Source organism: Pedobacter sp. ASV12 (assembly GCF_016429155.1).
Lineage (GTDB): Bacteria > Bacteroidota > Bacteroidia > Sphingobacteriales > Sphingobacteriaceae > Pedobacter.
Map to the genome: position 1 here is coordinate 1 of NZ_JAELUC010000064.1, position 24,880 is coordinate 24,880.

The window sequence follows — 24,880 nt, forward strand, 5'->3', positions numbered from 1 at the left end:
CCCCCCCCCCCCCCCCCCCCCCCCCCCCCCCCCCCCCCCCCCCCCCCCCCCCCCCCCCCCCCCCCCCCCCCCCCCCCCCCCCCCCCCCCCCCCCCCCCCCTTTTCCCCAGATGTGTATAAGAGACAGGTTGTGTAGCAGGGAAAACACTTTTGGCTTCGTCTAAAAGCTCAACCAATGTTTTATAGCGAGAGGAGAAATGGCCAATCAGCAATTTCTTGGCATTTACGGTCTGGGCCACTTCTGCCGCCTGTAGCGCCGTAGTATGGTGTGTTTCTTTGGCTCTTTCGAGCATATCATGCAAAAAGGTAGCCTCGTGGTATAAGGTATCGCAATTTCTGATGCTATCAAAATAGGCGGCATCGAACAGCGTATCTGAGCAATAGGCATAGGATTTAGGCGCTGCAGAATCGGTCGTATAATCGGCGTTCAGCAGCGTTTCTCCTCCTGGCAAGGTTAGATCAGCCCCTCTTTTAAGCAAAGGATAACATTCTAAAGGCACATTTTTGGCCTCGAGCTTATCTACCAGCAATTTCCTGAGCCGTTTTTTCTCCGTAAACTTAAAACCTGTACAGGGAATGCGGTGGTTGAGGATAATGGTTTCTACCACTACATCACGGTTTTCGAAAATCACGGCAGGCTGTTCAGGATCGATGGCAAAATACACCAATTCGTAGCGCAACGTTGTATCCGAATGCTTAAACTGCAACGCCAGGATCTCTTGAATGGCTTTGGGGGCGAAGATGTACAAAGGCTTAATCCGACCGTTGAGATGCATGCTAGACAATAAGCCAATCAGGCCGAAATAGTGGTCGCCATGCAAGTGGCTGATGAAGATATAATCTATTTTAGAGGCTTTGAGGCCAAACTTAATGAGCTGTTGCTGCGTACCTTCGCCACAGTCTATCAGGTAAAACTTTTCGTTGCAGTTTAATAATTGGGCAGTGGGATTTCTATTGTATACCGGAGTAGCAGAGCTGCTGCCCAAAATGGTTACCTCAAATTTCATTCAGCCCCTATCCTTTATCTACGCTGCCACGGAGCTCTTTTTCAATCTCCTCCATAAAAATAAGGTCGGTTGCCTCATCCAGTTTGTTCACAAAAACCACCGATTGGTGGAGGTTAGACATCTTGATGATCTTGGCAATGCTTTCGTTTACGCCGCACACCACAAAAACGCCACCAGCACTTTTGCAAAGTCTGTCGCCTACCAGCAAACTGCTCAGGTCTTGCGAGTCGATGCATTCTTTCACTTCAGACAAATCAAGCACAATGTTGCGGTAGCCTTCTGTATTTAACAAAATGAATTCCGACTTTAAGGCCGGGGTATTATCATTGGTGAACTTAGGTTCGTCCAATTTTAAAACCACATATTTTTCGTGCTTATCAGTTGAGAATTTCATATTTCTTAGTTTTTTATCCTAAACGAAATCAGCGATTATTTAGACAACAGGTCGTTAATTGCGTTTTGGGTGTTCTTTTCTATTCTGTTTAAAATGTCGGCCGAAGGATTTTTAACAAATTTTTCGCCGGTAATCTGCTCATATAATTCGATGTAGCGCTCTGAAATCGAGTCTACAATTTCGGGGGTCATGGTTGGCACTACTTGTCCGTCTTTGCCCTGAAAATTGTTTTCGATCAGCCATTTGCGGACAAACTCTTTCGACAATTGCTTTTGAGGTTCTTTGTTTGCCTGTCTTTCTGCATAACCCGCTGCATAAAAATAGCGTGAAGAATCAGGCGTATGAATCTCGTCGATCAGATAAATGGCATCCCCTACCTTACCAAACTCATATTTGGTATCGACCAATATCAAGCCTCTCTGAGCGGCCATTTCGGTACCGCGTGCATAAAGCGCATGGGTGTAGGCTTCGAGTTTTTCATAATCTGGTAACGAAACAATGCCTTTGGCCAGGATATCTTCTTTGGAAATATCTTCGTCGTGGCCAACAGCCGCCTTGGTAGTTGGGGTAATGATGGGCTGTGGCAATTTGTCGTTTTCGTTCAATCCATCAGGCAAGGCCACCCCACAAACCGTTCTCTTGCCAGCACTGTATTCGCGCCAGGCGTGACCGGCCAAATAGCCTCTAATCACCATTTCAACCTTAAACGGCTCGCAAATACGGCCAATGGTTACCATTTCGTCTGGCGTGGCCAATACCCAATTGGGAACAATATCTTGTGTGGCGGCCAAAAACTTGGCGGCGATCTGGTTCAGCACCTGGCCTTTGAAAGGAATGGCTTCGGGCAAAACGACATCGAATGCCGAAATCCTGTCGGTCACTACCATCGCCATTAATTCATCGTTGATGGTATACACATCGCGCACCTTGCCTTTATAAAAATTGCTTTGTTGCGGAAAATTAAAACGGGTTTCTTTAATTGCTCTCATTAGCCTATAAAAATACGATTTTAAACCAAAACCACTAGCGTTTAGCTCGCCTCACAACGTAATTTTATTAAAATTTGTCTAGAACCGCTTCAAAATCAACCACTAAAATGTGTCCTACGACCTGTTCCTTTACCAATACCGTCATGTGGTCATTCATCTTATGCAGCTGCAGCCTTCCCTTAAACAAGGTTGTATCGGGTTCGGCAAGGAATTTTTTCAATGTTTTGCCATTCGTTTGGTGGCAAACTGCTTCTTCATCACCTGCTAAAACAACCAGTCTCAGGTTTTTACTGTCCTGAGATTCGATGGCCAATTTGAAGGGTTCGTTTAACTCGAATTGCATTTGAATGATTTTAAGACCAACAAAGTTTGATTTTTAGTCTGCAGTTCGCCATCGGTTTTTTTAGCAAATCCGACACGAGACCATATACTACTGGATATCCCCGTAGGCTTTTAAAATGGCTTTCACTAATTTATGGCGCACCACATCTTCGCCGCTCAGGTAAATAATGTCAATGCCTTTAATCTCATTCAGAATGCGTAAGGCATTATGCAAGCCCGATTGCGATTTTTTAGGTAAATCGACCTGGGTAATATCGCCAGTAACAATAAATTTTGCTGTTGGGCCCATACGGGTCAGGAACATTTTCAGCTGTAGGTCGGTAGCGTTTTGTGCCTCATCGAGTATCACAAAGCAGTTATCGAGGGTTCGGCCACGCATAAATGCCAAAGGTGCGACTTCGATGGTTCTGTTCTCCAGGTAAAGTTTTAGTTTCTCTGGCGCAATCATATCGTCCAGCGCATCGTACAGCGGACGCAAATAGGGATCTACCTTCTCCTTCAGGTCGCCTGGCAAAAAACCCAGGCTTTCTCCTGCCTCAACGGCCGGACGTGTTAAAATAATCCGCTTGATTTCCTTGTTTTTCAACGCCCTAACAGCTAAGGCAACAGCGGTATAGGTTTTACCGGTACCTGCAGGACCGATGGCAAACAGCACATCGTTTTTACCGATACTGTCAACCATTTTATGCTGATTGGCTGTGCGAGCCTTAACCAATAATCCATGATTGCCATAAACGATTACTTCGCCGCTACTTACTGGCGCAACGGTTGGTGCTTCATCGGTTTTGGCTACTGTTTTTTTGGCACCCAATATCGATTCGACATCGTTGTGCGAAAGTGTTCTGTATTGATCGAGATGGGCAACGAGTTGTTCGAACTTTTGCTCAAAGGCTTTTAGCTCAGCCTCATCCCCCAACGCTTTGACGTCGTTTCCTCTTGCAACGATCTTCAATTTGGGGAAAGCCGCCTTCATCAGCTCGTAGTGTTCGTTGTTAGCGCCCCAAAATTGTACCTGATCGGTTGTTTCTAATGTTAGCTTCAGTTCGTTCAAAATATTGTATTTTTTATTTAGAAGTGTCTATTTTGATTTTAATTTTTGAATATTTGTAGGCGATTTGCCCCTACGCAAGAATAAGAATAAATATTGAATTTTTAATGGCGATTATCACATTAACAACCGACTTAGGCTCCAAGGATTTTTACCAGGCCGCTCTCAAAGGGGGCATCCTGAGCATCCTGCCTACAGCCAATATTGTTGATATTACCCACGAAGTTCCTTCATTTAACATTTCTTACGCAGCCTTTGTACTCAAAAATTCCTATCCCTACTTCCCCAAGAACACGGTACACCTGATCGGTATCGATTCGGTGTACAACGAAAAAACCAAATATGTTGCGCTGCGCTACAGAGACCACTTTTTTGTAGGTGCCGACAACGGCATTTTCTCTTTGCTGTTTGACGAAAAGCCCGACGAAATTGTGGAGCTGAACATTATGCAGGATTTGAAATACCTGCACTTTCCGTTGGTTGATATTTTTGTAAAAGCCGCCATCCATTTGGCCAAGGGGGGCAAACTGAAAGATATTGGCATACCGGCCAACGACATTGAGCAACGCATGTTGCTGCATCCGGTAATTGAGCGCGATATTATCAGGGGAAGCGTGATCTACATCGACACTTTTTGCAATGTAATTACCAATATTACCAAAGACCTGTTTACCAAAATACAGCGCAACCGCGATTTTACGCTCTATTTTAGAAAAAGTGAAACCATTACCCAGTTGAGCTGGCATTACAACGAGGTGCCCGAGGGCGAAAAACTATGCTTGTTTGGGATTAGCAACCATTTGGAAATTGCCATCAATAAAGGCAAGGCCAGCGGTCTTTTGGGTTTACACCTGAGTGATATTGTACGCGTTGAATTCCATCCATAAAATTGATTACCCTATGTTAGTTCGCGTGGTAAAAATGCATTTTGAGCCCGGTTTTATCGATGATTTCAAAACCTTGTTCTCAGGCGTAAAATCGAAAATCAAGGCCTCTGAGGGTTGCGAAGAGGTAAAGCTGTTGCAGCACGAGAGCGAACCTTCTATATTTTTTACCATCAGCTATTGGCAAAGTGCCTACCATCTGGAAAAATACCGCAACTCCGACCTTTTTAAAGAGACCTGGGCCAAGGTAAAGCCTAATTTTGCGCACAAGGCAGAAGCCTGGAGCTTAAACGAATTCTAAACAATGTAGTGAATTGTATTGTTGTTATGGATAATTAACCTATTCCTGCTAAATACGATGATCAAAAAAACAATTCTCCTCTCGTGGCTTTCTTTATTGTTCAGCTTTTATTGCTTTGCGCAAGATACGAGCGCCTATCAGATCCAAAGGCTAAAAATTAACGGCTTGTTGGCCGAAAGAAGCGCTAAATTTGGCCAGTACGAGGAAAGTCTTAATTCACGCACAGGCATATTTGGTTTTCAAACCAAAAACGACATCAGGAATTCGAATGAGATTTTAAGACAAATTGCCATTAACGACAACAACATTTTTCAAGAGCTTAAGGTATTACTTGATTACAAGGATGTACAAATGCAACAGGTACAAACTACGGCCAATACTACTTCTGAACGCATACTCAATTACCGGAAAAGTATTAAAACCCTGCAGGATCAAAACGAAGCGCTAAGCAAACAGCTCAAAAAAGCGGAAAGCTCAAAAGGTATAGCCTACTTGATGATGGGCATAGCTTTGCTGGGTTGCGGGGTATTCGGCTTTTTATGGAAACAAAAAGATGTGAAGCGTTATGAAGAAGCAAATCTTTAAGCTCTTGGTAAAACTCAACAAACTGGTATTGCCTAGCTATTACAAAAAAGACCCCATGAAGCTAAGTATTTTTCAGAAAGCAATATTAGGATTTAGGTATTGGGTTTTGACAAACTCGTTGGAATAGCAGGTAGTGTTGGATGGTGCACATTGCGATGTGGATGGCCACAAATGAATAGATTTCTAATGTCTTGTGTAATGCGTATTAGGATGGCGCAAGGCGTCTACCTGCGCGAGAACAAAACTCAATTGCCTTAATTTCTTAATGTTTGCAAAAACAGAAAAGCCACAGATGAACGGATTTTTAACACTTGTCCTAAGGCGATGGTGTAAGGCGTTTACTTCCCGCGAGAACAAAACTCAATTGCCTTAATTTCTTAATGTTTGCAAAAACAGAAAAGCCACAGATGAAAGGATTTTTAACACTTGTCCTAAGGCGATGGTGTAAGGCGTTTACTTCCCGCGAGAACAAAATTCAATTGCCTTCATTTCCTGATGGTTGCAAAAACAGAAAAGCCACAGATGAACGGATTTCCAACGCTTGGCCCAAGGCGTATTGCAATGAGTTTATCTGTTAATCTGTAGCTATAACATCTTATTACAATGCGCGGCACACGTCGACGAAATCAGTACCGTTGAATTCGGGAATGCAAACGGCATCGCAACAACATGGTATTTCTGAACAGGATATGGTGCCACCGGCCAATATGCAACGCTGTGTTCCATCGTCTGGTACGCAAGGTCCAGTTCCCCCCGTTATTTTTTTCATTTCGGCACGCGACAGTGCCTTAGCTACAAATTGTGTTTTCATACTATTTAGTTTTAGGGTTGATTAGAAAAAGAACAGGCTAAATTGCCCTGCAAACATTGACGAAACCATCGCCATCAAATTCTGAACTGCAATAGAAATCGCAACAACAAGGGATTTCCAAACAAGAAGTAGTTGCACCACCTAACAGGCACTCCCTGTCGCGGTCGTTTTGAGGGATACAATCACCATCGATTCCACCACCACCGGCTATTTTTTTCATTTCGGCACGCGTTAGTGCCTTGGTTGCAAATTGTGTTTTCATACAAATCTGTTTTTTTGTTTTCGGTTATCTTTTTTCAAGATAAGACTAAACAGACTGACTTGCAAGCAATTAACCAGTAAACTTTAGTTCTATTTTTTTACAAAAACTAACCCTTAAAATGATGAGACAGCAATCCGACGAGAAATTTGGGCTCTACCCAGGTTGATTTTGGAGGCATTACCTTATCGGCATCAGCCACATTGATGAGTTGCGCTATGGCCGTCGGCACCAATACAAAAGCTACGGCATTTGTGCCATTGTTCACCTGTTTTTCGAGTTCGCTTAAGGGGGTTTTTCCGCCCTCGAAAGTAATCCTGGCATCTGTTCTGGGATCGTTGATATGTAAAATAGGCAACAAGATGTGATCTTGCAACACGCTCACATCCAAGCAGCCTACCGGATCGTCACTGTAAAGATGGGACTTTGCCTTTAGCTTGTACCAACCAGATTTCAGGCACATGCCAAACTCGTGCAAAATAGTAGGCTTAAACGGCATCGGCATTTTTTCTACCTCAAAAGCTGCCGCCAAAGCACCCAAGAACGCTTCTTCTGTTAAACCGGCCAGATCTCTAACCAAACGGTTATATTCCAGTACTTTGACCTCTTGGGTGTCCATATACACCGTGGAGAAGTAATTGAACTCGGCTGCTTCGTCATTTGCATGGCGAGCTCTTTTATGAAGTCCCATTTTGGCCATCGAAGCGGCCCTGTGGTGTCCATCGGCAATATAAACCACGGGTATTTGGGCAAAAGCATCAACCAAGACGGTCAAATCATTCGGTTCATTAATTGTCCACACCCGATGTTCGGTAGCATCGGCAAAACAAAAATCGATTGCCGGCTTTTGGGCAAGGTATTTTTCCATTATGCTTTTCACCTGCGCATTGGGATGGTAGGTGATCAGCACCGGATTGGCGTCCAAATCTGTCTGCTGCAGGTATTCGGCCAACAGTTTTTCCCTTCTTTCTACCGTATGCTCATGCTTTTTGATATGCCCTTCCAAGTAATCGCTGATATGGGTAAGCGTCCAGATTCCTGTTTGCAACAAGCCATCGTGTTTTACCTGATAGATGTAAATAGCTGGCAGTTCTTCGGTAACCAATACTTGCTGCTCGATAAAATCGTCGAGGTTCTCGTTGATCTTTTTGAATACCAGTTCCTGTCGCGAACCGCGCAGATAGGGATTGTCTAGTTCGGGATTGATCAGATGCAAGAAGCTGATCGGATTTTCTGAGGCAATTAGCCTGGCCTGGCCCGTGCTGTAGTGTTCAAGCGGGCGCGTAACTACTTTAGCCAATAAGGCAGCAGCGGGTTTTAAGGCACAAAAAGGCTTGATCCTAGGCATCAGGATTTATAAATGGTTTAAGACGAAGATAGCTTTGCTTATTGTCTTTTTCAAGATTATTTTCTCAAAATCGGCTAATATAGGGTCAAAAAAAAATCTCCGACCAATAGCCGGAGATTTTCTATATTCAATAATCGAATACTTATTTATTAAAATGTTCAATGATCAAATTGGCTAGTTCTGTGCCGATACGCTCTTGGGCTTCGTTGGTAGAAGCGCCAATGTGCGGGGTTAAAGAAATCTTTGGATGGCTTAAGATAGCTTGCGAAGGATTTGGCTCGTTATCAAACACATCCAGGCCAGCAAAAGCAACTTTTCCTGAATCTAAGGCCTGCATAAGGGCCTGTTCATCAATAGTACCACCACGAGAACAGTTAACCACGCCTACGCCGGGCTTCATGGCTTCAAACTCTGCGGCGCCCAAAATAGGCTGGTCGGCAAATGGTGTATGCAGCGAAATAAAATCGCTGTCGGCAATTACTTCTGCCAAACTTACGGTCTGTACCGGAATATCGACCTTAATACCTCCCTGAAAATTTAACGAGATGCTGCCACTATAGGGATGAAGATCGTAAGCCAATACATTCATGCCCAAGCCCAGTGCCAAGCTTGCCGTTTCTCTGCCTATGCGGCCAAAACCAATAATCCCCAAGGTTTTACCTCTCAATTCGGTTCCTTTGGCGTATGCTTTTTTCAAATCGTTGAATTTGGCATGACCTTCTATCGGCATTTTACGGTTCGAATCGTACAGGAAACGAATTCCTGTAAATAAATGCGAAAAAACCAATTCGGCTACCGATAGCGACGAGGCCGCTGGCGTATTGACCACGGCTACGCCTTTGCTACGGGCATATTCTACATCAATGTTATCCATACCCACACCGCCCCTACCAATGAGCTTGATATTCGGACAGGCATCAATCAGTTCTTTTCTCACTTTGGTGGCACTGCGTACAGTAATGCCGTCGTAATTTAGCAAAGCTTGCGCCAGCTGGTCCTGTGGAATGGTTTGGGTATCGACCGTGATACCGGCATCTTCTAGTAATTTCTTTCCAATTGGATCTATGCCATCATTGGCGAGTATCTTGATCATAACTTATTTGGCGTGTTTTTCTTCAAAAGTTTGCATTAAATCGATAAGTGCGTGAACGCTGGTAATTGGCAAGGCATTGTACATAGAAGCCCTGAAGCCTCCTACGCTCCTATGGCCTTTTAAGCCTTCGAAGCCGTTTTCATCGGCAAATTTCAGGAATGGTTTTTCCAACTCGGGGTTTTCCATCACAAAACAAACGTTCATTCGCGAGCGGTCTTCTACTGCACAGGTTCCCTTAAACAAGGAGTTCCTGTCAATTTCGGCATACAGTGCCTGTGCTTTGGCTTTGTTCTCTTTTTCAATTTCGGCTACGCCGCCTTTAGATTTTAGCCAATTCAAGTTCAACATGGCCACATAAATGGAGAATACCGGTGGGGTATTGTACATGGAGCCATTGTCTATATGTTGCTTATAGTCTAACATAGAAGGAATAGCCCTGCCGGTTTTGCCCAAAATTTCGTCTTTTACAATGACAATGGTCAAACCTGCCGGACCAATATTTTTCTGCGCACCTGCATAAATGAGGTCGAATTTAGACACGTCCACTACACGGCTCATGATATCTGACGACATGTCGCAAACCATTGGCACCTTGGTATCGGGAAAATCGAACATTTCTGTACCATAAATGGTATTGTTGGAAGTGCAATGAAAATAAGCACTATCGGCCGGAATGGTATAATCTTTAGGGATGAAGGTAAAATTAGCCTCTTTAGACGAAGCTACTACGTTGGCCTGTCCAAAATACTTTACTTCCTTGATGGCTTTGTTGGCCCAAACACCGGTTTCTAAATAAGCCGCTGTTTTGCCTTCGGGCAACAAGTTCATTGGCACCATGGCAAACTGCATGCTTGCCCCTCCCTGTAAAAACAAAACGGAGTAGCCCGAGGGTACATTCAAAAGCTCTTTTACCAATTTGCTGGCTTCCTCAATCACCGATTCGAATTCGGGGCTGCGATGAGAAATTTCCAAAATTGATAGTCCGTCTTTAAAATCTACAACTGCTCTAGAAGCTTGTTTAAATACTTCCTGAGGTAAAATGCAGGGACCTGCTCCAAAATTGTGTCTCATTTTTATTTGATTTTTAGTTAGTGTAAATTTAACACTTTCTATCCTAATTATTGACGGTTTTTGAACTTTAGGATCAATTTAAAATTGAACTGTCGGCCGGTTAAGTAATTAGGTACAGCATAGTGCACATTGTCGACGTCTTTTAGCCACAAATACGATACCGTGTTATTGACATTGAGCAAATTAAAAACTTCAAAATAAGCGATAAACGAACTAAAGTACCTATCCAGTAGTTTAGGCTTCCGCAGTGCGGCATCGTCTAAAAAATCCTTAGAAAATCCAATATCAACCCGCTTATAGGCAGGGATTTGGAAATCGTCTGAGTAGTGGTCGCTTTGAGGCGAACCAATTGGCAAACGCGATCCGTACAACAGGTTCAAATGTACCTTATAGGTTGGACTTTTCAGCAGCCTATCCTGAAAAAATATGGAAAAATTAACCCGCTGATCGGTTGGGCGTTTCAAATAGCCCGGATAGAGGGTCACCAATTGTCCGGAGGCATCTTTCTTGGTATACGAATCGCCAATAATGTCCTGGTCGGCTTTCATCAGCGATAGCCTGAAATACGAAACAAGGTCTTTTACAAACTCCCCGCCTACGCTAAAATCAGCTCCATAAGTGTGCCCCTTGGCCACCTGGTCTGACAGGTATTTGATCCTCACATTGTCAATTACATAGGGAATTAATCGGTCTGCATATTTAAAATAGGCTTCGGCGCTAAATTTGAGGCGCGTGCCGAGGCCATCGAAGGCATAATCAAAGCTGGCCGAGGTGTTGTAAGAACGCTGTGCCTTTTGGTCGAGAAACAAAGTTCCATCATAAGCCCTGATGCTGCGATAGGTTGGCGCCTGCTGGTAAACGCCTGCCGTAAAGCGGATAATTTTATTGTTGCTTGGCGGCCGATAAGCCAAGAGCAAACGCGGGCTTAGCAAAAACTGAGAATTTAAGCTGTTATAATTGCCACGCACACCGATTTGCAGGTCGGTATTTTTGGTCAGGCTATAGCTATCTTGGATAAATGCGGTATAATTAAAGATATCGACCTTATTTTTGACGCTGATGGCCTGATCTACATAGAATTTTTTCGAATCGTAAGGCAAAATGTAACCGGCCGAATCCGTTAAATGATATTCGTTCAGTTCGTCTCTAAAATTGTTGTATTCGAACCTGGCGCCCCAGGAGAAAAGATGGTTGTTAAAATTCTGTTCCAATTTAACTTCCGAACTATAGGCCTGCGAGTTGAGGCTGTTGCGGGCATAGTTAAGGTAGGTACCAATGCCCCTATTGGCCCTTACCGTGGTAAATCCACCCGAATTGAAGCCTGGCTCCAGCTCGTCGAAAATGTAGCGGCCTTCAATATCGAAACGCTCCCTTTCTTTAGTATTGAAATAGCTGTTGATCCATTTGATGACCAAATTGGGCTGTGGGCTGAGCGTTGCCGTAACAGCCCCGCCAGAGGTACGGTAACTGTCTATCTCCTGACCATTATAGGCAATATTTAAGCGCAACTGGGTATCGAGGGTACCAAATTGGGTTTCGCGGTCTTCGGGCACCAATTTGAACTGCCCCACATTAAAATTACCCAAGGCGCTTAAGCTGAAGCGGTCAGAAAAACTGTACTGATACAACACCTGGGCATCGCCAAAATTGGGGTTGTAACTGCCCTTGTTGTCTTGCTGATTGAGTACGTTGCTGTTGTTTTTGTAGCGAAGGCCTACCAATAGATAACTTTTAGGCTGTACATATTTTGCGGTGAGTGAAGTGCCCAAAAGGCCTGTGGTGAGCAACAGCTGATTGCTGTCTGGCCTATCGTACCTTACATCGAGCACCGACGACAGCTTATCGCCGTAGCGGGCCTCAAAGCCTCCGGCCGAAAATTTGGCGCGGGTTACCAAATCGCCATTGATGAAACTGAGTCCCTCCTGTTGTCCATTCCTGATCAAAACAGGTCTATTTATTTCTACATCGTTTACGTAAAGTAGGTTTTCATCGAAACTCCCGCCCCTCACGCTGTATTGCGAGCTGAGTTCGTTATTGGTTGAAACGCCGGGCAATGTTTTTAAAATGGCTTCGAAATTGCCAGAAACCGAGGGCAAAGCAGGCAAATCGGCAATATTGATGGTACTGGTGTTGGTCAGTTGGTTTTGCCTATTGGTTACCGTTACCTGTTCCAGCTCGTTGATATTGGGAATGAGGGTAATATTCCTGATTAATCGCCCTGCTACCTTTTCGTTAATCTTAAGCAGCACCGGCTTGTAGCCTAACAGGTTGTATTTAATGGTAAAAGAAGTGGTTTTAGCATAAATGGTGTAAGTACCATCAGCAGCCGTCAGGGTAGATTCCTGCTGCCCAAGTATAGAAACCGTAACTTGTTGCAGCGGATCGCTTTTGGCATCGCCCACCATGCCCGTAACCCTTACCATTGGCTGCGCATTAACCAAAGCACAGCTCAACAATAAGACCAAAATAGACAGGTAGGTTTTGAGCATTGGCGACGGGATTTAGCTATGTTGCGTGCCTACTTCAACCTGTTTCAGATCGGCAATCATCCGAACAGGATCTGGCGCTGCAAAAATGGCATTGCCAGCTACAAAGGCATTGGCACCGGCCTCGATTAGACTGCCGATGTTCGAGATGCCTACCCCTCCATCAACTTCTATGATCAGCTCCGGACGGATCTGATTGGCCATTTGCTTCAGTTCTCTCACTTTATTTAGGGTTTGGGGAATGAATTGCTGTCCACCAAAGCCAGGATTTACCGACATGACCAAAACCAGGTCGAGATCAACTAAAATATCTTTGAGCAAATTTACCGGCGTATGCGGATTAATGGCTACGCCAGCTTTGCAACCTGTGGTCTTGATCTGTTGCACTACCCGATGCAGGTGCACGCAGGCCTCGTAATGAACCGTAATGATATTGGCACCGGCATTGGCAAACTCCTGTACATACCTTTCGGGATTAACAATCATCAAATGCACATCGAAAGGCTTTTTTGCATATTTTTTGGCTGCTGTAATTACCGGAAAACCAAAAGAAATATTCGGCACAAAAACGCCGTCCATCACATCTACGTGAAACCAATCAGCCTCGCTGTTGTTGATCATTTCAATATCACGCTGCAGGTTGGCAAAATCGGCCGAAAGCAAGGATGGGGCGATGAGGTGTTTCATTGGTCAGTATCTATATTTTTTCGTTTTTATGCAATACCTGCAAGTTACAAAATCATTTCAAACAAAGTAAATTCCAACAAAAAACCCTTTCAGCAAAAACTGAAAGGGTTGTATGATTTGTCGCCATCCCGAAATTGCTTCGGCCTAACGAATATGGCAGCTTAAGCTTGTGGCGCTGCAGCTTCTGGCTTTGGAGGCCTTGGCAACAATACTTTGCGGGAAAGTTTCATTTTGCCTTGTTTATCTACATCCAATAGCTTCACTTCCACGATATCGCCTTCTTTGAAAACGCCATCCATCGTTTCTAAACGGGTCCAGTCGATTTCAGAGATGTGCAACAAGCCGTCTTTTCCTGGCATAATCTCAACGAAAGCACCAAAAGGCATGATCGATTTTACTTTACCCGTATAGATTTCGCCGATTTCCGGCTTGGCTGCGATGGCACGGATACGCGCAACAGCCGCATCAATCGACGCTTTATTATCTGCAAATACCTCAACGATACCTTTGTTGTCAACCTCTTCGATAGAGATGCTTGCACCGGTTTCGCGTTGCATTTCCTGGATAATTTTACCGCCTGGTCCGATAACCGCACCAATAAATTCTTTATCGATGGTTAACGAAACGATACGAGGTGCGTGTGGCTTGTAATCGGCAGCAGGCTCGCTAATGGTTTTCTTCATCTCGTTCAAGATGTGCAAACGACCCTCTTTAGCCTGGTTCAATGCCTTGGTCAAAACTTCGTATGATAAGCCATGGATTTTCAAGTCCATTTGACAGGCAACGATACCATTTTCGGTACCGGTTACTTTAAAGTCCATATCGCCCAAGTGATCTTCATCGCCTAGGATATCAGAAAGAATAGCATATTTACCCGATTTGCTGTCGGTAATCAAGCCCATGGCGATACCAGAAACTGGCGCCTTGATTTTAATACCTGCATCCATCAAAGCCAAAGTTCCTGCACAAACTGTAGCCATTGACGACGAACCGTTAGATTCCAAAATATCAGAAACGATACGGATGGTATATGGATTAGCTTCGCCAGTTGGCAAAACTTTTTTCAATGAACGCATAGCCAAGTTACCGTGGCCAACCTCACGACGACCAACGCCCCTGTTTGGTCTTACCTCTCCGGTTGAGAAACCAGGGAAGTTATAGTGTAACAAGAATTTATTGTAGCCATTGATGAAAGCACCGTCGATCATTTGCTCGTCGTCTTTGCTGCCCAAGGTAACCGAAGTTAATGACTGGGTTTCGCCACGGGTAAATACCGCCGAACCGTGCGCTGCAGGCAAATAGCCAACTTCGCTCCAGATTGGACGGATCTGCGTAGTGGTACGGCCATCCAAACGGATGCCTTCGTCTAATAACAAGTTACGTACGGCATCGTACTGTACATCATGGTAGTATTTTTTGATCAAAGCTTTGGTCAAATCAGGGGTATCTTCCGACTGATTTTCAAGCATATCGTTAATTACAGCCGTGAAAGCCTCTGAACGGGCCTCTTTGGTACTTGCTGATTTAGCGATTTCATATACTTGCGAATAAGCTTCTGCATATACTTTTTCGCGCAATTCGGCATCGTGATCTTCGTGGCTGTACAAACGTTTCATGGTTTTGCCAGCTTCTTCCTGCAGTTCTAATTGAACCTTGCATTGAACACGGATAGCCTCGTGTGCAAATTTGATGGCTTCAACCATTTCTTCTTCCTGGATTTCGTCGGCTTCACCCTCAACCATCACGATATCGTGGTGTGAACCGGCAACAACGAACTCTAAAGTAGCGCGTTCCAGATCGCTTAAGTAAGGGTTGATTACTAATTTTCCATCGATTTTAGCTACGCGAACTTCCGAAATCGGTCCGTTAAACGGAATATCGGAAACCGCTAAAGCCGCCGAAGCCGCTAAACCTGCCAAACAGTCTGGCATAATGTTTTTGTCGGCAGAAATCAGAGAGATCATCACCTGCGTATCCGCATGATAATCTTCTGGAAACATCGGACGTAAGGCCCTGTCTACCAAACGAGAGATCAAAACCTCATAATCAGATAATTTAGCCTCGCGACGCAAGAAACCACCTGGAATACGGCCGGTTGCCGCATATTTTTCTTGATAATCAACCGATAATGGCAAAAAGTCGGTACCTGGTTTGGCGCCAACTGTCGATACTACTGTTGCCAGCAACATGGTATCTCCCATTTTTACAACTACAGAACCATCGGCTTGTTTGGCCAGTTTGCCTGTTTCGATTTCTACAATTCTTCCATCGCCCAAATCGAACGATTTTTTTATTACATTCATTTACAAATTGTTGTGATGTGCTTTTTCCTCTTTGAAACACATCTTGTTTATATTTATTTTTCTGGTTGTTAAAAGCAAAAAAGCCACTCTTAACGAATGGCTTTTAATGATAAAAGCTTATTTAATGATATCCCTAAGCTCAAGAGCTTTGATGATAGCACGATAGCGCTCAATATCTTTTTTGTATAGGTAAGCCAAAATTCCGCGACGTTTACCTACCAATTTTTGAAGCGATAACTGAGTAGAGAAATCTTTACGATTTTTCTTTAAGTGCTCTGTTAAATGCGCAATACGGTAAGTAAACAATGCTACCTGACCTTCTGCAGAACCCGTGTTGGTTTCTGTTTCGCCGTGTTTTTTGAAAATTTCGGCCTTTACCTCTTTACTTAAATACATTCTTGAATGATACTAAAGTGTTTATAAATTAATTAATTGTGGCGCAAAGATAATGTATTTTTATGGATTAGCAAAGCAAAAACATTTTAGTAAAAACTGCAATACTGCACTGAAAGCTAACGGGTTAAGACCGTTGCTACTTTTGGCCTGCTTTGCCGGCATGTTTTTCTTGTTTAACTCAAACAGACTTACGCATACTGACTGACGAACGCGTTCAACCTTTAGAGTCTTTCTGCTCGACTCTGAAGGTTGTTTTTGAAAATGCAACCACCTAAGACGTTTAAGCGCCTAAGTTCTGTATCCTTCAACAAAAACTAAATGCCCTTATTGCCTTAATGGCGAAAACTTTGCTGACTAATCTTTACTCTATTCCGCTACGTTCGAATGAGTTTTTTGAAAATATAACCACCTAAGACACCCAAGAGCACCTAAGTTCCAATCGCCGGAAAACAAAATTGCAGCCCCATCAAAAGAAATCGAAACATATTCGATAGCTTAACGGTTTATGTTGGCAAAAACCATACTCATGGAAAATCTATTCATTTTAGCACTTCCTGTGGCCTGTATCGCCTGGACCTTCACCAAAGAAGAGGTTTTTAAAGAATTGCGTGAATTTTGCGTTGCCCACTCCAAAGGATGCAAGCACCTGTACCAGCGCAAATTTTTCTATCTTTTTACCTGCGAATATTGCTTTAGCCATTATGTAACGCTATTCATCCTGCTCATTACCCAGTACAAGTTGATTTACCCCGACTGGCGAGGCTATGTTATTTCGGGCTTTTCACTGGTATGGATAGCCAATGTATACATGAGCATTTACAACTTGATTAGAATTGACCTGAAAAAACAAAAAATCATCACAAAGAAAGAGGAAAGCGAATTGCCTCCAACTGAAGAAAATCAAGGCTGATGAAGGCCAGCCAATGCACGCCCATCTTTATTAAATCCAATAAAATGGTATATTTACGTCCAAGCAAATGCAAAAAATGGCACAAGGTTTAAAAGACGGCGACAACTGCAAGGTAACCGCAGGAACACACAAGGATAAAACCGGAACAGTAAGCGATATCAACACCAGCAAGACCGGACACCTCACCATAACCGTAACCCAACCAAATGGCGTAAGGTTTAAAACTCTTGCCAAAAACGTAGTTGTTTTAACTGGCAAATAACCTAAAACTAAAGCAGTTCGAGCAGGTCTTTCTTACTCATCGACTTCAAAAAAGAGCTTTCAGCCTTGATGAGGTTGTTGGCCAAGTCTTTTTTGGTTTCCTGCATAAGCATGATTTTTTCTTCAATGGTATCGGGACAGATGAGGCGTACCGCCATTACATTCTGATGTTGGCCAATGCGGTAAGCTCTATCGATAGCTTGGGTTTCTACTGCAGGGTTCCACCAGGGATCGATCAAATAAACATAGCCTGCTTGGGTAAGATTTAGGCCTACGCCTCCGGCTTTCAGACTGATGAGAAATACCCTCACTTCATCGTCCTGCTGAAACGAGTTTACCACAGCCTCTCGGTTCTTGGTTTCGCCGGTAAGATAGGCAAATGTAAGATGACGCTGTTCCAGTTCGGCTTTCACGAGCGCTAACATGCCTACAAACTGCGAAAACACCAAGATCTTATGGTACGGCGATTTGCTAACGATCTGTTCCAACAACACGTCCATTTTGGCCGAGACATCGCCATAGTACTTTTCCTTGCTCAGCATGGCGGGCGAATTACAGATCTGCCGCAGTTTGGTGATGCCCTGCAACACGTGCATGCTGCTTTTTTGCAACTCATCTTCTGAAGTGCCCATCAAATAATCCCTGATTTCTGTCCGGCAGCTTTCATAGATTTCGCGTTGCTGCTTGCCCATTTCACAGTAAATAACCATTTCAGTCTTATCGGGGAGTTCTTGGGCCACCTGTTCTTTGGTCCGCCTCAGCACAAAGGGCTTGATGCGGCTTTGCAGTTCCAAAGCTCGCTTCTTCTCCTTAAATTGATCAATCGGGATCGAATACAGCCTTTTAAACTGCTCCCTGCTCCCCAATAAACCCGGACAGGCAAAAGAAAGCTGGCCATACAAATCGAAAGTGTTGTTTTCGATGGGCGTGCCTGTCATCACGATCTTGTTGCGCGACCTCAGCAAGCGGGCGGCTTTGTAGCGTTGCGAATCTGGATTTTTAATGGCCTGCGATTCGTCGAGGATGATATAATTAAAGAAATAATCCTTTAGCCAGCTTACATCGGCCAATAGAGTGCCGTAAGAAGTGAGGATAATCTGATGCGATTTGAAATCGGCAACTAATTTAGAGCGGTCGGCGCCATAAATGGTCAGTACTTTTAACGTTGGCGCAAATTTCTTGATTTCCTGTTGCCAATTGAACACCAGGGAAGCAGGTACAACGACCAGGTTGGTATTTTGAGCTGTTCTTTCCTGTTGAGCCAAGATAAAAGCCAGCACCTGAAGTGTTTTGCCCAGGCCCATATCGTCGGCTAAGCAAGCTCCAAAATTAAATCCGTCGAGAAAATTAAGCCAGTTCAGTCCTTCACGCTGGTATTCGCGTAAGTTGGCTTGCAATGCCTCGGGTACTTCAACACTTTCAATGGCATCGAAAGCAGCCAATTTAGTACGATACAGTTTTATCCGCTCCCGGCTTTCCAAGTCTAATTGTTCGGCCTCATACAAGGCTTCGACCAGGCTAAAATTAATATGCGAGGTTCTCAGCACTTCTCCTACCGCTTCACCGGCACCAAAATATCCTTCCAGCTTTTGCAGCCATTCGTCGGGTATAATGCCATGCGTGCCATCGTCCAATACCACGAATTTGTTCTTGTTCCTGATCGATTTATGCAAATGCTTAAGCGATACGGTTTGCTGGTTGAATTTCACTTTGACGGCAGTTTCGAACCAATCGATACCGCTGATGACATTAATCGCAATCTCGGCCTGATACTGACTCAACTTGTTTTCTTTCAACTCGTTAAATCCTAAAATAACAATACCCATACTTCGCCAAGCCTCAAATGCCTCGAGAAACCAGGCAGGTTCCAAGAAATGTTTGCGGTGCATGTAAAAGCAATCGGCATGCCTTTGTTCGGCAAACTCGGCCACCTGCTCCATCAAATAAGGATGCGATTTGGCAATGGTGGTGATGAACTGGAGCTCTTTTTCCTTATCCCGATCAAGGGTAAACAACTTGCCCCTCTTGTCTTTGCATTGAATTTGCTTTTGCGAAATAACGGGTATTTCCAGGTTGCCATATTTCATGACGGGCGTAAGCAGCACAAAATCTTCCGATTCCGACAAATACACCAGCTGCTCGTTGTCTAGATCAAAACCCTGTTCTACGCGTTGCTTTTCGGTAGCTGGCTTGAGGTAGGCATAATTAATCTTGACCTTCTCTTCTAGTACCGACAATATTTTTTCCCGAAATTCTTCGTAAGCATCGCGTTCAAGTACCAAATTGTTTCGATGCTGCTTAAAAAAATCGATAATATTCAGAAAATTGGGATTGCCAACCAAATGCAGCTGTTGGTCCAATTTCACAAAATAACGGTAATGCAATTCGATGGCTTGCATGGAATAAGTCTTACCCGCTACATGTAGCCTGCCCGAAATGGCAAAAGTATCTCCCCTTTCATCAATGTCGAGCTCCAAATCGGGCTTGAGCAAAGAGAACTTTGCCGGCACAATCGAGGTGGCCGTAATGGTAGAGGCTTTTTTCTCGTCGTGCAGATAGCAATCGAGCTTTAACGGATTGGCTACCACTGCCTTTAGGGCTTCAATATCTGATTCCGTTTTGCCATCGTCGTAATTGTTTTTGAAACGCGACAGACCGGCCAAAAACTTAATTTCCTCTTGTTTTTCGGCCTTCCAGATCCTATCCATCGGGTCGATAAAGTGCAAAGGATTTTTGAGTTTGCCATTCTTCGCTTTTTCGGCAACAATGAGATCGATAACCAAGTGCCTGTAAAAACGATGCCGGCTAAACACCAAGGCCATTTCCCTCTCATCGGGCAAAGGCAGATGCTTAGGCTTGCCCTGCAACACGGGTATCAGTTTATCGTAGTCGACATGAATTGGATTAAAGCCTTCTTTTTCCATCGGGCGTTAAAGATAAAACAATATGTACGATTAAGCATGCCGCATTCAAAGAATTGGGGAAAAACTTACTAACATATTTAGCATCACCCTATAAAACACTACTTAATTTAGTTAAATTTGCAACATGAGCCATCATGAGTTGCCCAATGCCCTAGCAGATCAGGTATTTGAGTTTATCGAATACACCAATCAGTCTATTTTCCTGACGGGAAAAGCGGGAACGGGAAAAACAACCCTACTTAAGCGAATCAAGAACAACAGCACCAAAAAAATGGTGGTGGTTGCCCCTACCGGCGTGGCCGCCATGAATGCCAAAGGCACAACCATCAATTCCTTTTTCCAATTGCCTCCGGGTTCTTTTTTTCCAGGCGACATCAATCTGCAAAACCTACAGGCGGGCATCAGTTCCATCCAGTCGACCGTTAGCAGCCTCAGCTACAGCAAAGACAAGCTCAAACTGTTTAACGAACTGGAGCTTCTGGTTATCGACGAGGTTTCGATGGTGCGTTGCGACGTATTGGATGTGGTTGATGCGGTATTGCGCTCGGTTAGGAAAAACAACCTGCCTTTTGGCGGCCTGCAGCTGCTGCTCATCGGCGATTTATACCAGCTTCCGCCCGTAAGCAAGCAGGAAGAATGGGCCTTTTTAAGCAAAGCCTATCCATCGCCCTACTTTTTCGATTCCTTGGTTATCCGCAGGCATCCGGTGCTGCAGCTGGAGCTGACCACGGTTTTTAGGCAGACAGAAGAAGCTTTTATAAAGATTTTAAATGACATCCGAAACAACCAGATTGACGAGGAAGGATTAAGCCTACTCAACGAGCGTTACGACCCTACATTTAAAGATGAGGGCGATTTAAATCCGATCATCATCACCTCGCATAATGCGGAAGCGAATTTAATCAACAAGGAAAAGCTCAACGAATTGCCTGGCGAAATCTATACGGCCAATGCCGAAATCAACGGAGAATTTAAGGATTTGGGCATACAAGCCGAAACGGAGCTGCAGCTCAAAGTTGGCGCACAGGTGATGTTCATTAAAAACGATACCGGCGAAAACCGGCGGTTTTATAATGGCAAAATCGGCAAGATCAAATCGATTGACCATGGCGAAATCTATGTGGCTTTTCCCGATGAAGAACCACTTTTATTGGAAAAAAGTGCTTGGCAGTCGTTCGAGTACAAAATAGGCGACGATGATGTGATTGCACAGCAACAGGTGGGCGAATTTTCGCAATACCCTATCAAACTGGCTTGGGCAGTAACTATCCACAAAAGTCAGGGCCTAACCTTCGACCATGCGGTGATCGATGCCGGAAAATCGTTTGTTGCCGGCCAGGTGTATGTGGCCTTAAGCCGGGTTAGGACGCTCAATGGACTGGTTTTGAAGTCAAAGATCAATAAGGATAGCTTAAGGTCGAACAAGGAAGTACTGGCTTATCTGCACCCCGTACAAACCGAGGCCTTAACCGAGCTCATTGGCAAGGCCAAAGAACGGTTCATCCTGCAACTGGTTTTGGATCGTTTCTCTTTCCGGAATATTGCTCATGAGCTCGACTTGATGCACCAAGATGCAGCCATTGGCCAGGCCAACATTCCCCTACTCAAGGCACAATTACTGGAACTTCAAACAACACTGCATAGTTTAATTCAACTTTTAGACAAGTTTGTGGCTCAGGTAAGGCAAATTCATGAGCAAAACGGGTTTGAAGGTCAACAAGCCATCCAATCAAGGATCGAATCGGCCAAAGATTATTTCACCAAGGAACTGACGATCAAGCTGCTCAATCCGGCACTTAAAATGATCCGGGTGAAACCGAAAAACAAAATCCAGCAACAGGTGCAGCACCAATTCCAAAAGTTGAGGCAACAAATAGAAAACAAAATCACACTGATGCACATTGGCGCAGGCTTGCTCCAAGAACCATTAAAAGCTGCTGCTTATACCGACTGGATTGCAAAGCACAGGAAACAGCTGGCTGTAGCGCAAGATTCGTCAACAGCCAAGCAAGTGGTGAGTTTGGAGTTGTTTTAGGAGACTAGGTTAGCTATGGCCAATTAAGCATTTGTTTAAGCTGCCCTCAACAAATCAAAAGCAAGCGGTATTCGCCTTCGTTTTCCTGAGGGGCGCGATGCACACAGGGCAATACCTGTTGCTCAGGATGATCGACCGCCAATTTCCATAGATGGCCCAGGCCTAGATTTAAAGGTGTAGCATGAGGTTTAGGACGATAATGCAAATCGAAAAAATATTCTTTCAGAAAGCTTTCAAATCCCCCATCCGGACCATCAAATAAATCCAGTAGCTTTTGCCGGATTTCTGGAATTAAAATTTGCTGTTCAACCTGATCATTCGGCAAAATATCACTTGCCGCGCCATAATAAGTACATAAAAAGGTGTCGGTAGCTACAGGCGAACGATCTACGTGGTAAGAATACACGTCGGTGGAGATGAAATCAAAGGCTTCATCCCGCTCGTAACTTTTGAGCAGATTGAGTACTGGCGACAGGCCTAAAGCTCCCAAAAACTTTAGATCTTCTAATATGGTTATCCTGGCCATGGCTCCCTCTGCAGATAAGGTCAAGGACAAAAGCTCTTCAACAGTAATCTCCGTTACGTTTTCTTTCAATTGAAGCTTGGAGGCCACTTCCTTAAAATCTCCAGTCAAATCCCTAGGCCAGCATATGGCGTTTATGGAACCTCGAAACTCCATATCAATCAATGCCTCGAACGAGGAAACTACTCCCACCTGACTGCTATTGGCAAATTTGCTGTTCACGCTTTTAAATCCAGTTGCCAAAGCTATTAAAAAAGAATGATCAGGGCGAAACCCCAAAAAAAGTGTAGCAAATAACTAGCCGAAATGCTCTCGAATGGAAATAACGGCAATAGGCGCTGCATTTGCCAATACACGAAATAAAAAAAATCATGGGGTAACATTTTTCAAAACGGGTTGATATCATGGTGAAAACAATCATTATTCACCTTAAAGAAAACAGTTATGAAAAAGTTTATTCAAATCACTGGTATTTTAACAATTGCAGTAGTTACTTTTTTTTCTTGTAAAAAAGAAAAAACAGAGCAAAAAGAAGAAGAACGATTTTCGGTAGCGATGAAAGTTGTTACTGCTCAAACAACCGAAAATGCTGTAATTATAGGCACCAAAGCAGAGCTTAAAGCCGCACTTGCAGCAAAAGAAGGCCCCGTATACCTTAAAAAAATCGCGAAGACCAATAACTTGTTTATTCCTATCGTTGGCGAAGGATCAGGTCCTTCAAATCCAATGCTGCCATGCAACCAAGAGATAGATGCCTACGTTAACGCACATCAAGCCGAGTGGCAGCAACAAGCAAACCAAACCTGCACAACCGTAATGGTATGTGTAACCTGTCCAAATGCCGGTGGCGGTTTATATGTGATGTATATTATCAAGCCAACCTCGCCACGATGCGCCATTGCATTGCCATTTGAACAACAGTTTAAATTAGCTGCATTTAATTTTGGCAACGACCAATTAGAAAGCGAAGCCGTAGCTTCTTTCATCAAAAACAACTAGAAGATATTCTTAATGGTCTTCTGCATCCAAAAGGCACAAGTATTGCTTGTGCCTTTTGCTTTATGGTACAGCGTTATCAATATCCGTTATGCATTGCGCAAATTTTAAATCAAAAAGTCCAGTGCTTACTGAACCTTTTTACAGTTTCATTCGGCAAGAGCATAAATATTTCATTACAAAGGAATTGAGCAATTAAAGGAAAAGAACAATCAGAAATCAATTCAAATCTTATATCTTGCGTCTATATTGACGCCAAATGAACCCTAAGAACCACAACGCCGAAGTGCGAATCAACTCTCACCCCATTAATGGCAGGCTTTATTCCTCAGACATTTGACAGCTTTGGCTTTTAAGAAAACCAATGCATTATAAATGCAACAATGATTTAGTCTATTTAACAAACTCCTCCTATTACTTAATCCAAAACAATGAAAAAACTCTCTAGCCTATTTTTGCTCTTAGCTTCCAGTTTTGTTATCCAAGCGCAAACCACTATCACCAGCAAGAATTTCTCTACTGTTGCCAAATTCCAGAATGTTACAAGCAACAAAGAAGAAAAGTACAACCTAGCACTTGCCAAAAACTCTTCGACAGGCACATATGCACTTTTGGTAGAACATACCATTTCCGATTTTAGTAAAAACTTAATGGATACCGCAGGGCTTTCCATTAAGCTAGAGGTATATAAGGAAATTAAACGTGGCGCAAAAACCTGGGCGGAAACCGACATGGTTTCGTTACTGCCAACAGCAACCCAGCCTACCACAAACAGTAAGGGAAGAGTATATGCATTTAACCTACCAGACATCCTATTAAACGACATTAAAAACCAAAAGATTTGGCAGTTTACTTTGGTCAACGAAAACCCGAAAAGCGAATATCACGCTGTTTCCGAAAAGCAAATTGGTTTTACCGACCAGGGAAAGAATTTCTTCCTCACAAATAGTGCTTTGTTAGTTCCAAAAAGCAAGCAGGGTTCATTTGCTGATATGACTGCCTATAAAACAAAACTAATTCCGCTCTATTCTTTGTTCAGAAAAGATATCTCCACCGTAGATAAGGTTTTAGGAAAACCGATCGAAACCATTACCCAAAACAATTTTTTTAAAAATACCTATGTAACCGCAGAAGGAAAATACGTAATCCGATTTAAAGAAAATTTAACAGATGAGCTGTCTCTTATACACATCTGACGCTGCCGACGAACCACGACATGGGGGGGGG

General features: G+C 43.7%; 23 protein-coding genes. 8 read left to right on the forward strand and 15 right to left on the reverse strand.

Annotated elements, in window-relative coordinates; all coding sequences use genetic code 11:
- The 5 genes from JHD69_RS14240 to JHD69_RS14260 all read right to left on the reverse strand — a co-directional run.
- Positions 1–1,007 (reverse strand): ribonuclease Z (locus tag JHD69_RS14240; protein ID WP_199141010.1); only part of this gene is annotated, 1,007 nt, incomplete at its 3' end.
- A 7-nt stretch (positions 1,008–1,014) separates the two neighbouring features.
- Positions 1,015–1,401 carry an STAS domain-containing protein gene (locus tag JHD69_RS14245; protein ID WP_199141011.1) on the reverse strand — a complete coding sequence of 129 codons (387 nt, stop codon included), beginning with the start codon at positions 1,399–1,401 and terminating at the stop codon, positions 1,015–1,017.
- A 35-nt stretch (positions 1,402–1,436) separates the two neighbouring features.
- Complete coding sequence (locus JHD69_RS14250; protein WP_199141012.1) at positions 1,437–2,390, reverse strand: phosphoribosylaminoimidazolesuccinocarboxamide synthase; 954 nt, start codon at positions 2,388–2,390, stop codon at positions 1,437–1,439.
- A gap of 67 nt (positions 2,391–2,457) precedes the next feature.
- Complete coding sequence (locus JHD69_RS14255) at positions 2,458–2,733, reverse strand: hypothetical protein (protein ID WP_199141013.1); 276 nt, start codon at positions 2,731–2,733, stop codon at positions 2,458–2,460.
- Positions 2,734–2,820: 87 nt separating this feature from the next.
- A complete protein-coding gene (locus tag JHD69_RS14260; RefSeq protein WP_199141014.1) occupies positions 2,821–3,783 on the reverse strand; it encodes a PhoH family protein in 963 nt (320 codons plus the stop codon).
- Positions 3,784–3,887: 104 nt separating this feature from the next.
- Here JHD69_RS14260 and JHD69_RS14265 point away from each other — a divergent pair, with 104 nt between their 5' ends.
- Genes JHD69_RS14265 through JHD69_RS14275 form a run of 3 tightly spaced genes read left to right on the forward strand, consistent with a single transcriptional unit; the run spans position 3,888 to position 5,550 of the window.
- On the forward strand, positions 3,888–4,667 hold the full coding sequence (locus JHD69_RS14265; RefSeq protein ID WP_199141015.1) for an SAM hydrolase/SAM-dependent halogenase family protein: 780 nt from the start codon (positions 3,888–3,890) through the stop codon (positions 4,665–4,667).
- Between the two features lie 13 nt (positions 4,668–4,680).
- Positions 4,681–4,965 carry a putative quinol monooxygenase gene (locus JHD69_RS14270; protein ID WP_199141016.1) on the forward strand — a complete coding sequence of 95 codons (285 nt, stop codon included), beginning with the start codon at positions 4,681–4,683 and terminating at the stop codon, positions 4,963–4,965.
- Between the two features lie 57 nt (positions 4,966–5,022).
- A complete protein-coding gene (locus tag JHD69_RS14275; RefSeq protein WP_233165918.1) occupies positions 5,023–5,550 on the forward strand; it encodes a hypothetical protein in 528 nt (175 codons plus the stop codon).
- A gap of 848 nt (positions 5,551–6,398) precedes the next feature.
- Here JHD69_RS14275 and JHD69_RS14280 read toward each other — a convergent pair.
- The 8 genes from JHD69_RS14280 to rpsO all read right to left on the reverse strand — a co-directional run bounded on the left by JHD69_RS14280 (position 6,399) and on the right by rpsO (position 16,004).
- Positions 6,399–6,623 (reverse strand): hypothetical protein, encoded by a 225-nt coding sequence (locus JHD69_RS14280; RefSeq protein ID WP_199141017.1) that lies wholly within the window; start codon positions 6,621–6,623, stop codon positions 6,399–6,401.
- Between the two features lie 106 nt (positions 6,624–6,729).
- Positions 6,730–7,968, reverse strand: coding sequence for a DUF1015 domain-containing protein (locus JHD69_RS14285; protein ID WP_199141018.1), 1,239 nt, complete (start codon positions 7,966–7,968; stop codon positions 6,730–6,732).
- Between the two features lie 142 nt (positions 7,969–8,110).
- Positions 8,111–9,061: a D-2-hydroxyacid dehydrogenase gene (locus JHD69_RS14290; protein ID WP_199141019.1), complete on the reverse strand. Its 951-nt coding sequence runs from the start codon at positions 9,059–9,061 to the stop codon at positions 8,111–8,113.
- Positions 9,062–9,064: 3 nt separating this feature from the next.
- Positions 9,065–10,132 (reverse strand): 3-phosphoserine/phosphohydroxythreonine transaminase, encoded by a 1,068-nt coding sequence (gene serC, locus JHD69_RS14295; protein ID WP_199141020.1) that lies wholly within the window; start codon positions 10,130–10,132, stop codon positions 9,065–9,067.
- A 47-nt stretch (positions 10,133–10,179) separates the two neighbouring features.
- Positions 10,180–12,621 (reverse strand): TonB-dependent receptor, encoded by a 2,442-nt coding sequence (locus JHD69_RS14300; RefSeq protein ID WP_199141021.1) that lies wholly within the window; start codon positions 12,619–12,621, stop codon positions 10,180–10,182.
- Positions 12,622–12,633: 12 nt separating this feature from the next.
- Complete coding sequence (gene rpe, locus JHD69_RS14305; RefSeq protein WP_199141022.1) at positions 12,634–13,305, reverse strand: ribulose-phosphate 3-epimerase; 672 nt, start codon at positions 13,303–13,305, stop codon at positions 12,634–12,636.
- A gap of 161 nt (positions 13,306–13,466) precedes the next feature.
- Positions 13,467–15,608: a polyribonucleotide nucleotidyltransferase gene (gene pnp / locus JHD69_RS14310; protein ID WP_199141023.1), complete on the reverse strand. Its 2,142-nt coding sequence runs from the start codon at positions 15,606–15,608 to the stop codon at positions 13,467–13,469.
- Between the two features lie 117 nt (positions 15,609–15,725).
- Positions 15,726–16,004 (reverse strand): 30S ribosomal protein S15, encoded by a 279-nt coding sequence (gene rpsO / locus JHD69_RS14315; protein ID WP_199141024.1) that lies wholly within the window; start codon positions 16,002–16,004, stop codon positions 15,726–15,728.
- Between the two features lie 526 nt (positions 16,005–16,530).
- Between rpsO and JHD69_RS14320 the strand changes: the two genes are divergently transcribed.
- Entirely contained in the window at positions 16,531–16,914 is a 384-nt protein-coding gene (locus tag JHD69_RS14320) for a hypothetical protein (RefSeq protein WP_199141025.1), read from the forward strand.
- Positions 16,915–16,990: 76 nt separating this feature from the next.
- Positions 16,991–17,176, forward strand: coding sequence for a KOW motif-containing protein (locus JHD69_RS14325; RefSeq protein WP_233165920.1), 186 nt, complete (start codon positions 16,991–16,993; stop codon positions 17,174–17,176).
- A gap of 7 nt (positions 17,177–17,183) precedes the next feature.
- Here the strand turns inward: JHD69_RS14325 and JHD69_RS14330 are convergent, their stop codons facing one another.
- Positions 17,184–20,099 carry a DEAD/DEAH box helicase gene (locus JHD69_RS14330; RefSeq protein ID WP_199141027.1) on the reverse strand — a complete coding sequence of 972 codons (2,916 nt, stop codon included), beginning with the start codon at positions 20,097–20,099 and terminating at the stop codon, positions 17,184–17,186.
- Positions 20,100–20,223: 124 nt separating this feature from the next.
- Between JHD69_RS14330 and JHD69_RS14335 the strand changes: the two genes are divergently transcribed.
- Positions 20,224–22,134, forward strand: coding sequence for an ATP-dependent DNA helicase (locus tag JHD69_RS14335; RefSeq protein ID WP_199141028.1), 1,911 nt, complete (start codon positions 20,224–20,226; stop codon positions 22,132–22,134).
- A gap of 46 nt (positions 22,135–22,180) precedes the next feature.
- On the opposite strand, the gene JHD69_RS14340 is transcribed toward JHD69_RS14335, so the two are convergent.
- Positions 22,181–22,879, reverse strand: coding sequence for a DUF1826 domain-containing protein (locus JHD69_RS14340; protein ID WP_199141029.1), 699 nt, complete (start codon positions 22,877–22,879; stop codon positions 22,181–22,183).
- A 222-nt stretch (positions 22,880–23,101) separates the two neighbouring features.
- On the opposite strand from JHD69_RS14340, the gene JHD69_RS14345 reads away from it, so the two are divergent.
- The gene (locus JHD69_RS14345; protein WP_199141030.1) at positions 23,102–23,656 is read left to right on the forward strand and encodes a hypothetical protein; all 555 of its coding nucleotides are present in this window, start codon (positions 23,102–23,104) and stop codon (positions 23,654–23,656) included.
- A gap of 428 nt (positions 23,657–24,084) precedes the next feature.
- The gene (locus JHD69_RS14350) at positions 24,085–24,849 is read left to right on the forward strand and encodes a hypothetical protein (RefSeq protein WP_199141031.1); all 765 of its coding nucleotides are present in this window, start codon (positions 24,085–24,087) and stop codon (positions 24,847–24,849) included.
- The last annotated feature ends 31 nt before the right edge of the window (positions 24,850–24,880 follow it).

Coding starts and splice junctions, on each gene's coding strand:
- JHD69_RS14280 (WP_199141017.1), bottom strand. CDS start 6,623: ATGAAAACACAATTTGCAACCAAGGCACTAACGCGTGCCGAAATGAAA.
- JHD69_RS14250 (WP_199141012.1), bottom strand. CDS start 2,390: ATGAGAGCAATTAAAGAAACCCGTTTTAATTTTCCGCAACAAAGCAAT.
- JHD69_RS14345 (WP_199141030.1), top strand. CDS start 23,102: ATGAAAAAGTTTATTCAAATCACTGGTATTTTAACAATTGCAGTAGTT.
- JHD69_RS14335 (WP_199141028.1), top strand. CDS start 20,224: ATGAGCCATCATGAGTTGCCCAATGCCCTAGCAGATCAGGTATTTGAG.
- JHD69_RS14265 (WP_199141015.1), top strand. CDS start 3,888: ATGGCGATTATCACATTAACAACCGACTTAGGCTCCAAGGATTTTTAC.
- JHD69_RS14275 (WP_233165918.1), top strand. CDS start 5,023: ATGATCAAAAAAACAATTCTCCTCTCGTGGCTTTCTTTATTGTTCAGC.
- rpsO (WP_199141024.1), bottom strand. CDS start 16,004: ATGTATTTAAGTAAAGAGGTAAAGGCCGAAATTTTCAAAAAACACGGC.
- JHD69_RS14285 (WP_199141018.1), bottom strand. CDS start 7,968: ATGCCTAGGATCAAGCCTTTTTGTGCCTTAAAACCCGCTGCTGCCTTA.
- JHD69_RS14320 (WP_199141025.1), top strand. CDS start 16,531: ATGGAAAATCTATTCATTTTAGCACTTCCTGTGGCCTGTATCGCCTGG.
- serC (WP_199141020.1), bottom strand. CDS start 10,132: ATGAGACACAATTTTGGAGCAGGTCCCTGCATTTTACCTCAGGAAGTA.
- JHD69_RS14330 (WP_199141027.1), bottom strand. CDS start 20,099: ATGGAAAAAGAAGGCTTTAATCCAATTCATGTCGACTACGATAAACTG.
- pnp (WP_199141023.1), bottom strand. CDS start 15,608: ATGAATGTAATAAAAAAATCGTTCGATTTGGGCGATGGAAGAATTGTA.
- JHD69_RS14290 (WP_199141019.1), bottom strand. CDS start 9,061: ATGATCAAGATACTCGCCAATGATGGCATAGATCCAATTGGAAAGAAA.
- JHD69_RS14270 (WP_199141016.1), top strand. CDS start 4,681: ATGTTAGTTCGCGTGGTAAAAATGCATTTTGAGCCCGGTTTTATCGAT.
- JHD69_RS14245 (WP_199141011.1), bottom strand. CDS start 1,401: ATGAAATTCTCAACTGATAAGCACGAAAAATATGTGGTTTTAAAATTG.
- rpe (WP_199141022.1), bottom strand. CDS start 13,305: ATGAAACACCTCATCGCCCCATCCTTGCTTTCGGCCGATTTTGCCAAC.
- JHD69_RS14350 (WP_199141031.1), top strand. CDS start 24,085: ATGAAAAAACTCTCTAGCCTATTTTTGCTCTTAGCTTCCAGTTTTGTT.
- JHD69_RS14300 (WP_199141021.1), bottom strand. CDS start 12,621: ATGCTCAAAACCTACCTGTCTATTTTGGTCTTATTGTTGAGCTGTGCT.
- JHD69_RS14325 (WP_233165920.1), top strand. CDS start 16,991: ATGGCACAAGGTTTAAAAGACGGCGACAACTGCAAGGTAACCGCAGGA.
- JHD69_RS14255 (WP_199141013.1), bottom strand. CDS start 2,733: ATGCAATTCGAGTTAAACGAACCCTTCAAATTGGCCATCGAATCTCAG.